10 protein-coding genes are annotated in these 9,500 nt (G+C 69.6%); 1 reads left to right on the forward strand and 9 read right to left on the reverse strand.

What is annotated here, in order from left to right:
• Positions 1-39: 39 nt before the first annotated feature.
• From UUA_RS16410 to lptM, 7 genes are all read right to left on the reverse strand, one after another.
• Entirely contained in the window at positions 40-672 is a 633-nt protein-coding gene (locus UUA_RS16410; protein WP_008438898.1) for a hypothetical protein, read from the reverse strand.
• A 27-nt stretch (positions 673-699) separates the two neighbouring features.
• Positions 700-2,034, reverse strand: coding sequence for an ATP-dependent protease ATPase subunit HslU (hslU, locus tag UUA_RS16415; protein ID WP_008438899.1), 1,335 nt, complete (start codon positions 2,032-2,034; stop codon positions 700-702).
• Between the two features lie 121 nt (positions 2,035-2,155).
• Positions 2,156-2,692 (reverse strand): ATP-dependent protease subunit HslV, encoded by a 537-nt coding sequence (gene hslV / locus UUA_RS16420; RefSeq protein WP_008438916.1) that lies wholly within the window; start codon positions 2,690-2,692, stop codon positions 2,156-2,158.
• Between the two features lie 198 nt (positions 2,693-2,890).
• Positions 2,891-3,778, reverse strand: a complete 888-nt coding sequence (gene xerC, locus UUA_RS16425) for a tyrosine recombinase XerC (protein ID WP_008438918.1) — start codon at positions 3,776-3,778, stop codon at positions 2,891-2,893.
• Between the two features lie 7 nt (positions 3,779-3,785).
• The gene (locus UUA_RS16430) at positions 3,786-4,472 is read right to left on the reverse strand and encodes a DUF484 family protein (protein WP_008438919.1); all 687 of its coding nucleotides are present in this window, start codon (positions 4,470-4,472) and stop codon (positions 3,786-3,788) included.
• 94 nt (positions 4,473-4,566) lie between these two features.
• On the reverse strand, positions 4,567-5,415 hold the full coding sequence (gene dapF / locus UUA_RS16435) for a diaminopimelate epimerase (protein WP_008438920.1): 849 nt from the start codon (positions 5,413-5,415) through the stop codon (positions 4,567-4,569).
• A 13-nt stretch (positions 5,416-5,428) separates the two neighbouring features.
• Positions 5,429-5,608: an LPS translocon maturation chaperone LptM gene (gene lptM / locus UUA_RS16440; RefSeq protein WP_039954315.1), complete on the reverse strand. Its 180-nt coding sequence runs from the start codon at positions 5,606-5,608 to the stop codon at positions 5,429-5,431.
• Positions 5,609-5,720: 112 nt separating this feature from the next.
• On the opposite strand from lptM, the gene UUA_RS16445 reads away from it, so the two are divergent.
• A complete protein-coding gene (locus tag UUA_RS16445; RefSeq protein WP_039954318.1) occupies positions 5,721-6,410 on the forward strand; it encodes a hypothetical protein in 690 nt (229 codons plus the stop codon).
• Here UUA_RS16445 and idi read toward each other — a convergent pair.
• Both idi and UUA_RS16455 read right to left on the reverse strand, forming a co-directional pair.
• On the reverse strand, positions 6,388-6,975 hold the full coding sequence (gene idi, locus UUA_RS16450) for an isopentenyl-diphosphate Delta-isomerase (protein ID WP_008438924.1): 588 nt from the start codon (positions 6,973-6,975) through the stop codon (positions 6,388-6,390). The genes UUA_RS16445 and idi overlap by 23 nt on opposite strands.
• Positions 6,968-9,307 carry a hydroxymethylglutaryl-CoA reductase, degradative gene (locus tag UUA_RS16455; RefSeq protein ID WP_008438925.1) on the reverse strand — a complete coding sequence of 780 codons (2,340 nt, stop codon included), beginning with the start codon at positions 9,305-9,307 and terminating at the stop codon, positions 6,968-6,970. Before UUA_RS16455 ends, idi begins: the two co-directional genes overlap by 8 nt.
• Positions 9,308-9,500 lie beyond the last annotated feature (193 nt).

Consider the following 9,500-nt stretch of genomic DNA (forward strand, 5'->3'; position numbering starts at 1 on the left):
GACCCTCCCCTGCGTTGCAGCGGAGGGAGCAGAGCTCAGTCAGGGCGACGGCGCACGGCCGAAGCCGGTGTCGCCGCCGGGCACCAGGGCAGGCGCGGGGCCGGCCACGGCGAGCAGCGACTGCGCGTAGCTGTCCTCGAGGCTGACGGTGGAGACCTCGTCCCAGGCGAAGAACGAAGGCTCGCGCATCCACTCCGCGTCGGGGCTGAGTTCCTGCAGGTTGAAGCCGTCTTCCTCGACGTCGATCAGACGGCCGATGTAGCAGACCTCGGATTCGTCCTCGCTGTCCACGTGCACGCCGATCACCGGCGCCTGCGCACCGGCGGCCTGGATGACCTCGCGGATGTTGTCCAGCGGGAAGCCGCGCGGCATGCGCGGCAGGATCTGCTTCAGCGCCAGCGCCTTCTGCATGAAGGCGTGGTGCTTGTCCGGGGCTTCCAGTTCGGTGACGTCACGGTGGCGCATCACGTACATGCCGTCGTAGCTGATGCCGTCGCCGACCACCCAGAGCAGGAAGAATTCGCGCCCCACCCCGCCCACGTAGCCGCAGAAGCTGCCGTGCTCAAGCTCCTCGCGCCACAACCGCACCAGCGTCTGCTTCTGTTGCGCCTCGCGCAACTGGGCGCGCTGGCCGGTGTTCTTCAGTTCAATAACGTTGTTCACAATGCCCATTTTAGCAGATCGACCTGACCCGCTTGTTCAGAGGATGTAGCGGCTGAGGTCTTCGTCCTTGGCCAGGCCGCCCAGGCTTTTGTCCACATGTTCGGCGTCGATGAGATACTTTTCGCCGGATTTGTCCGCAGCCTCATAGGAAATCTTCTCCAGCAGGCGCTCCATCACGGTATGCAGGCGGCGGGCGCCGATGTTCTCGGTGCGCTCGTTCACCTGGAACGCGACCTCGGCCAGCCGGTCGATGCCCGAGTCGGTGAACTCGATGGTGACGCCCTCGGTGCCGAGCAGGGCCACGTACTGCTTGGTCAGCGCGTTGTGCGGCTCGCGCAGGATGCGCTTGAAGTCATCCACCGACAGTGCGCTCAACTCCACCCGGATCGGCAGGCGGCCCTGCAGTTCGGGGATCAGGTCCGACGGCTTGGCCAGCGAGAACGCGCCGGAGGCGATGAACAGCATGTGGTCGGTCTTCAGCGGGCCGTACTTGGTCGCTACGGTGGAGCCTTCCACCAGCGGCAGCAGGTCGCGCTGCACGCCCTCGCGGCTGACTCCGGCGTGGCCGTGGTCGGAGCGCTGGGCCACCTTGTCGATCTCATCGATGAACACGATGCCGTTCTGCTCGGCCGCCTCCACCGCCTGCGCGCGCACTTCCTCGTCGTTGAGCAGCTTGCCGGCCTCCTCGTCGATCAACAGCGGCCGCGCCAGCTTGATCGCCAGCTTGCGGCTCTGCGTCCTGGCGCCGCCGATGTTCTGGAACATCTGGCGCAGCTGCGCGCCCATCTCCTCCATGCCCGGCGGCGACATGATCTCCACGCCCACGTTCATGGCGAAATCCAGCTCGATCTCGCGCTCGTCCAGCGCGCCCTCGCGCAACTGCTTGCGCAGCTTCTGGCGGGTGTCGCTGTCGGTCGTCGGCGCGGCGTCGTGGCTCCAGTCGGTCGGCGTCTGCCGGCGCGGCAGCAGCGCATCGAGGATGCGGTCCTCGGCGCGGTCCTCGGCCTGGCTGCGCACGCGCTTGGCCGCCTGCTCGCGGGTCAGCTTGTAGGCCACGTCGGCGAGGTCGCGGATGATCGACTCCACGTCCTTGCCCACGTAGCCCACCTCGGTGAACTTGGTTGCCTCGACCTTCACGAACGGCGCGTTGGCCAGCGTGGCCAGGCGCCGCGCGATCTCGGTCTTGCCCACGCCGGTGGGGCCGATCATCAGGATGTTCTTCGGGGTGACTTCGTTGCGCATCTCTGCCGGCAACTGCATGCGTCGCCAGCGGCTGCGCAGCGCCACCGCCACCGCGCGCTTGGCGTCGTGCTGGCCGATGATGTAGCGGTCGAGTTCGTTGACGATTTCGCGGGGGGTCAATTCAGACATGAGATCACCGGAAAGAGGTTTTTCAGCCGTCATCCCGGCGAAAGCCGGGATCCAGTGTCGTTGCCGTGATAGACGCTGGATTCCGGCTTTCGCCGGAATGACGATGTGGGTTCGAGGCGGCTTACAGTTCTTCGATCGACACGTTGTGGTTGGTATAGATGCAGATGTCGCCGGCGATCTTCAGCGCCTTCCCGACGATCGTGCGTGCGTCCAGATCGGTATTCTCGAGCAGGGCCATCGCGGCAGACTGGGCGAACGGGCCGCCGGAGCCGATCGCGATCAGGCCGTGCTCGGGTTCCACCACGTCGCCGTTGCCGGAGATGAGCAGCGAAGTTTCCCGGTCGGCCACCGCCAGCATCGCCTCAAGCCGGCCGAAGCGGCGGTCGGTGCGCCATTCCTTGGCCATCTCCACCGCGGCACGGGTGAGGTTGTTGTTGTGTCTCTCGAGCTTCTGCTCGAACAGCTCGAACAGAGTGAACGCATCGGCAGTGGCACCGGCGAACCCGGCCACCACCTCGCCTGTCTTGCCCAGCCGGCGCACCTTGCGCGCGTTGCCCTTCATCACCGTGTTGCCCAGCGTGACCTGGCCGTCGCTGCCGATCACGACGCGGCCTTCGCGGCGCACGCAGACGATGGTGGTGGCGTGAAAGGATTCCATACGAAGCTCCGTGGTTGAGCGAACGAGATGGGGCCGAATTGCCGGGGCTTCAATGTCGGAGCGGGCGCCTTGGTTCCTTCCCCTGCGCGCAAGAGGGGTTGGCGACCTTCAGGTGAGGGGGTTGCTCGGGTTGGCAGGAAGATCGAGAGCATCCCTCCCCAGCCATTCCCTGCTTTGCAGGGGAGGAAGCAGCGCGCGTCAGGGTTTGCGCTTGGCGCGTGGGTGGGCCGCGTCGTAGACCTTCGCCAGGTGCTGGAAATCCAGGTGGGTGTAGATCTGCGTAGTGGCGATGTCGGCATGACCGAGCAGCTCCTGCACCGCGCGCAGGTCACCGGAGGACTCCAGCATGTGGCTGGCGAAGGTGTGGCGCAGCAGGTGCGGGTGGATGTGCTTCGGGATGCCCTGCTGCAGTGCCAGCTTGTTCATGCGCAGCTGCACCGTGCGCGGGTTGATCGGCGCACCGCCGCGGCCGCGGAATACCGGGCCGTCCGCCGGCATGCCCTCGGCCGCGCCGAGCGCGCGCAGCGCGGCGACGGCGTGGCGGCCGACCGGCACGATGCGGGTCTTGCTGCCTTTGCCGAGCACGCGTACCTCGCCGTCGTCGAGGTTGAGGTCGAGCCAGTGCAGGCCGACCAGTTCGGACAGGCGCAGCCCGCTGGAATAGAACAGCTCCAGCATCGCGCGATCGCGCATGGCAAGCTGGCCGCCGTTGTCGGTCTCGACCAGGGCGGTGGCTTCGTCCACGTCGAGCACCTGCGGCAGCTTGCGGCGCACCTTCGGGCCGCGTACGCCGAGCAGCGGATCATTCGCCAGCCGGCCTTCGCGGGTGAGCTGGCGGAACAGGCTGCGGCAGGAGGACAGCAGGCGCTGCAGGCTCTTCGGCGCCAGGCCGGCGCGATGCTCGCCGGCGATGAAGCTGCGCATCCGGTTCGCATCCAGCGCATCGAACGCGGTCAGCTGCTGTTGCTGCATGAAGCGCAGCAGCTTGGCCAGGTCGCGGCGGTAGCCGGCCAGCGTGTGCGGCGAGGCATGCCGCTCGCCGGCGAGGCGGGCCAGCCACTGCTCGACCTGTTGTGCGGGCGTCATCGACGGCTCAGGAAATGTCCCGCGAACGCGCCAGCGCGGCGGTGATGGTGGCCGAGATCATCTTCAGGAACAGCGTGCCCATGCCGGGCTGGAAACGGTCCGGGTTGGCGCTGCCGATCGCCAGGATGCCGCAGTCGCCCAGGCGCATCATCGCGACCGAGCGGATCTGTCCGGCGTCGACGCCGAACAGCCGTTCGAGCTTCTCGGCGGACAGGCGGCCGGAAACCGGCTCGTTCTTCTGCAGGAACTCGCTGAGCTCAGGCAGTGCGGCGGCGCCGCCGGGAACCTGCTGCAGCCAGTCCGCACGGGGCAGCCGCGGCTCGTCGCCGAACAGCAGCAGGCGCACCTGCTCGGTGTGGAAATCCGCGCTGAGCTTGGCTACCACCGTGCGTGCGGTGACCTCCATCGTGTTCGCGCGCAGCAGCGCCACGGTGAGTGCGTGCACGCGCTCCATCAGCTTCTCGTTCTCGGCGGCGATCGCGATCAGCTCGGCCAGCTGGCGTTCGAGTTCAGCGTTCTTGTCGCGCAGGCTCTGCAACTGGTACACCGCGAGCGACGACACCGCACCCTGCCCGCGTGGCATGGTCAGCCTGGCGGCCAGCTCCGGGTATTCGCTGAGGAACTCCGGATGGCGCTTCAGGTAGGCGGCCACCACGCGGGCCTGGGTGGCGTCATCAAGCAGGGTGGCAGTCATGCGCGGGAATCCTCGAAGCGTTGCGTAGCGCGCGAAGGAAGCGCGCCATCCGGCCGGAGTGTGCGATGGACGCGGGCGCGCTTCAACCGCCGCGTCAGGCGGTGGCCGCCGGCACCGGCCACTCACCCTCGAACGCGAACGCGGCCGGGCCGGTCATCCACAGCGGGTGGCCGGGGCCGGTCCAGTCGATGCGCAGCGTGCCGCCGGGCAGCTCGACCGCCACCGCGTCGTCGACCTCGCCACGCCGGTGCAGCACCGCCATCGCGGCGCAGGCGCCGGTGCCGCAGGCCAGGGTCCAGCCGGCGCCGCGTTCATGCACGCGCAGGCGCAAGTGGCCGCGGTCCAGCCGCTGCACGAAGCCGGCGTTGGCGCCCTGCGCGAAGCGCGGATGCTTCGTCAGCAGCGGGCCGAGCCGCTGCAGCGCGGGATCGGCGAGGTCGTCCACCGTGACCACCGCGTGCGGGTTGCCCATCGATACCGCGCCGATGTCCAGCGTCTCGCCGGCCAGGTCGATCGCGTAGCGGTTGGCCACGGCGTCGGCCGCGAACGGAATCCGTACGGGTTCGAACACCGGCTCGCCCATGTCCACGGTGACCTCGTTGGCGCCGAGCGGGCGTACCGTCACCGGGCCGGACGGGCTCTCGATCATCACGTCCTGGCCGATCGCCAGCGCACCGGCACGATGCAGCCACGCCGCCACGCAGCGCACGCCGTTGCCACACTGGCCGGACGGCGAACCGTCGGCGTTCCAGATGCCGTAGTAGAACGCGCAGGCCGTGTTGCGCGCCGGCTCGATGCTCAGCAGCTGGTCGAAGCCCACCCCGGTGTGGCGGTCGGCCAACGCACGGATCTGTGCCGCGTCCAGCGGAAAGCCACCGTGGCGGCAATCCAGCACGACGAAGTCGTTGCCGATGCCGTGCATCTTCCAGAAGCGCAATTGCATGGACGGCCGCCGCTCAGTGCTGGCCGGCCGCCGGGTCACCGACGCTGGCCGGCACCGCAGGCACCGCCGGTTTCACCGTGGTCGATGCCGCCGCGGGTTGACTCGACGGCAGCACCAGCGGCCCCTTGTTGCCGCAGCCGGCAAGCGTGGCGACGGCGAAGCAGAACGGCAGCAGCAAGAAGGATCGGCGCATGGTCGGGATTCCTGAAGACGGAGGCAGTATAGCGAGGCGCGACGGGTCGGCCGCGGCATCGCCCGTTATGATGCGCATACGAAGTGCACGACGCGGCAACGAGGTGATGACGATGGACTGGAGCGCGCTGCTGCGCATGCCGATGACCGTGCTGCTGGTGCTGGCGGCGGTGTTTGCATTGATCACCCTGCTGCAGCTGGTGGTCCTGCGTCAGCGCCTGCACGACGGCCGGCATCTGGCCGCCAGCTGGCGTGCGCTGCTGTGCGTGGCCTGCTTCGCGCTGACCCTGCTGCTGGCTGGTGCCGGACTCGCCCTGCGCGGCTATCGACTGCTCGGCGAAGAAGCGCCGGTGGTCGAGATCGACGCGCGCATCCTGTCGCCGCAGCGCTGGGCGCTCACCCTCAGCTGGCCCGATGGCAGCACCCGCCAGCTGCAGCTGGCCGGCGACGCCTGGCGCATCGAGGCACTCGTGCTGAAGTGGAAACTGCCCGCGCTGCTGGCCGGCGTGCCGCCGCTGTACCGGCTGGACCGGCTGTCCGGCCGCTACGACGATCCGGCGCAGGAAGCCGCGGCACCGCGCACGGTGATCGGCTTCGGCGAAGCCGGCGCGCTCGACCTGCTCAACCTGCAAAAGCAGTACCCGCGCTGGGTGCCGGAAATCGACACCGTGTACGGCAGCGGCGCGTTCCTGCCGCTGGTCGATGGCGGGCACTACGCGGTGAGCCTGATGCGCACCGGCGCGCTGGTGGCGCGACCGGATGCCGCGACGGCGGAGAAAATCAGCCACCCGCTGGGGGGCTGAGGCAGGCCGCCAGTGCCGGGTCGCGGCGCAGTTGCGCCCACTCGAGCTTCAGCCATGGCGTGAAGTGCTCCGGGTAGCGGGCGATCTCGCGATCGAGTGCGGCCGGCGCGACGAAGCGCCAGGCCTCGACCTCCGTGGCATTGGCGCGTACCGGCTGCGTGCAGGTGCCGGCGTAGACCCAGCACAATTCGTGTTCGGCGCCGAGCCCGCGGTAATCGGCCTGGTATTCGAACTTGAACAGGTAGCGCAGCGGGCAGCGCATGCCCAGTTCCTGCTGCAGGCGCCGTTCGGTGGCCTGCTCCATGCTTTCCCCCTGGCGCGGGTGGCTGCAGCAGCTGTTGGCCCAGTAACCGGGCCACAACCGCTTGCCGCTGCTGCGCTGCTGCAACAGCAGCTCGCCGTGCCCGTTGAAGATGAACAGCGAGAAGGCGCGATGGCGCTGGCCGCGGCCGTCGTGGGCGGCCGCCTTGCTGGCGTAGCCGACCGCGCGATCGTCGGCGTCGACCAGGATCAGTTGCTCGGCTTCGGAGGAGACCGTGGGGTGGCGTAGCGACGCGTCAGCCAAAGCACACCTCCAGCGCCTGGTAGCCGGCATCGCGCATCGCCCGGGCCACGCGCGCGCCGTTGTCGGGGCACAGCGCGATCACCGCGCCGCCACCGCCGCCGCCGGTCAACTTGGCGCCCAGGGCGCCGTGCTCGCGCGCCAGCTGGACCAGTTCCTCGATCTCCGGGCTGGACACCTGCAGCGCGTTCAGCTGGCCCTGGCAGATGTTCATCAGCTCGCCGAGCTCGCCCAGGTCGTGCGCTTCCAGCGCATCGAGCGCGTGCCGGGTCAGCACGTCGATCTCGTCGAAGATGCGTTCGTATCGCGCCGGATGCTGCAGCCACGCCTGGCGCACGCGCGCCACCATCCTGGCGGTCAGGCTCTCGCTGCCGCTCAGGCCGATCACCAGCGGCAGCGGCTGCTTCAGCGCAAGCGGGCGGATCGTCGCCGGCTCGCCACGCCGGTACAGCAGCGCCTGGCCGTGGGTGGCGACCGTGTTGTCGACGCCCGAGGGCGTGCCGTGGGCAATCTTCTCGCACTCGAAGGCCAGCGCGCAGACGCTGGCGTCGTCGAGGCCCAGCGCGCAGTGCCGGTCCAGTGCGCGGATCACCGCCACCGCCAACGCCGCCGAGCCGCCTAGCCCCATCGCCCGGGGCATTTCCGGCGCCACCTGGATGTGCAGCGCGCGCTGGCTCAGGCCGAGCCGCTCCAGCAGCAGCGTCAGCGACTGCAGGAAGGAGCCCGGCCGTGCCGGCTGCTGCAGCCGTTGCTCGATGCCCCAGCGCGGGATCAGCAGCGTGGTGCCGTCGCGGGCGTCCTCCACGCGCGCGCGGATCGCCAGCGGCAGCGGCGCGGCGATCGCGTGGCGGCCGTACACCACGGCGTGTTCGCCGAGCAGGATCACCTTGCCGTGGCCGGCCGCCCATTCCTGCGTGCCGGCCCGCGGGTGGCCGTGGGCCGCTTGCCCCGGCGCCGCCTGCCCGCCCAGCTCGGCCACGATCAGTTGCGCCTTCCACAGCTTGATCTCGCCGTCGGCCAGCAGGCGTTCCACCACCTGCTCGAACATCTCCGGCGTGGCGCCGGCCGCCATCGCCACGCTGCGCGCGTGCAGGGTCATGTGGCCTTGCTGGATGCCGTCGGTGACCAGCGCCCGCAGGGCGGAGAAGTTCTGCGCCAGGCCGACGGCGGCCATCACTTCGGCGAGCTCGCGCGCGCCGGGCGAACCCAGCAGGCGGTGGTTGATCGCCACCATCGGGTTCGCCTGCAGCGAGCCGCCCACGGTGCCGACCTTGAGCGGCAGCTCGATGCTGCCGACCAGGTCGCCCTGCGCGTTGCGCGACCAGCGGGTCAGCGCGCGATAGCCCTGGCCGCGCGCGGCGTAGGCGTGCACCGCGGCCTCCAGCGCGCGCCAGTCGTTGCCGGTGGCCAGCGCCACCGCGTCCACGCCGTTCATGACGCCCTTGTTGTGGGTCGCGGCGCGGTACGGATCGACCCGGGCCAGATCGTTGGCCAGGATGATGCCGTCGCGCACCTGGCCGCCATCGTGGCCCTTGCCCGCCAGCGCATGCGCCGGGATCACCGCGCTGGCGCGCACCAGCGCGCGGTCGGTGAGGTTGGACAGGATGCGCAGGCAGGTCTTGCCGCCGGTGATCGCCTCCGCCAGCGGGGCCACGCCCTCGCACATCGTGTTGACCAGGTTGGCGCCCATGGCATCGCAGGTGTCGACCAGCAGATGCAGCACCACCATGTCCGGGCCACCGTCCGGCGCGGCGTGGATCAATACCTCGACGTCCGCCACGCCGCCGCCGCGCGCGACCATGTTCGGATGCAGGCTGTTGGCCAGGTTGATGATCTCGTCGCGCCGCTGCAGCAAGGCCGTGCGTGCCTTGCCCGAGTGGGCCACGCCGGTCAGCTGGATCTGGCCGATCAGCAAGGGGCGGTCGCTCGCGGTGGTGAAGCCGCCGCAGCCGCGCACCAGTTTGGCGGCGGCGCTCAGTGCAGCCACGATCGATGGTTCCTCGACCACCAGCGGCACCACGTAGTCCTTGCCGTTGATCAGGAAATTCAGGCCCAGCCCCACCGGCAGCCCCATCACGCCGATGACGTTCTCGATCATCTTGTCGGCCTGCGCCGGCTCCAGCCGCTGCGCGCCACTGGTCAGCGCGCGGTGGTCGGCCTGCGTCAGCAGCCCGCGGCTGCGCAACAGCTGCAGCCGCTCGGTCAGCGCCAGCCGATGAAAGCCGGGCAGGCGGGCGGGATGGTCGGGCGCACTCGCCGCGCGCTCGTGCGGCGTGTCGTCGGCCTGGGTTGCGGCAGGCGAGTCGGCCTGCCCGGTTGCGGGTAACGAGTCCACGTGGGTTTTCCTGGATGGGTCGGTCGAATCAATGCACCTGCACGCCGGCGGCGGCCGGGTGCAGGTCGAGCACGGGAAAGCCGGCGGCGCTGGCGGCCTGCCGGAAGGCTTGCAGGCGCGCGGTGTCGGTGGCCAGCGCGATGCCGATGTCGCCGCCGCCGGCGCCGCAGGTCTTGTAGACAACGCCCAGACG

It is taken from the genome of Rhodanobacter thiooxydans LCS2 (assembly GCF_000264375.1).
Classification (GTDB): domain Bacteria; phylum Pseudomonadota; class Gammaproteobacteria; order Xanthomonadales; family Rhodanobacteraceae; genus Rhodanobacter; species Rhodanobacter thiooxydans.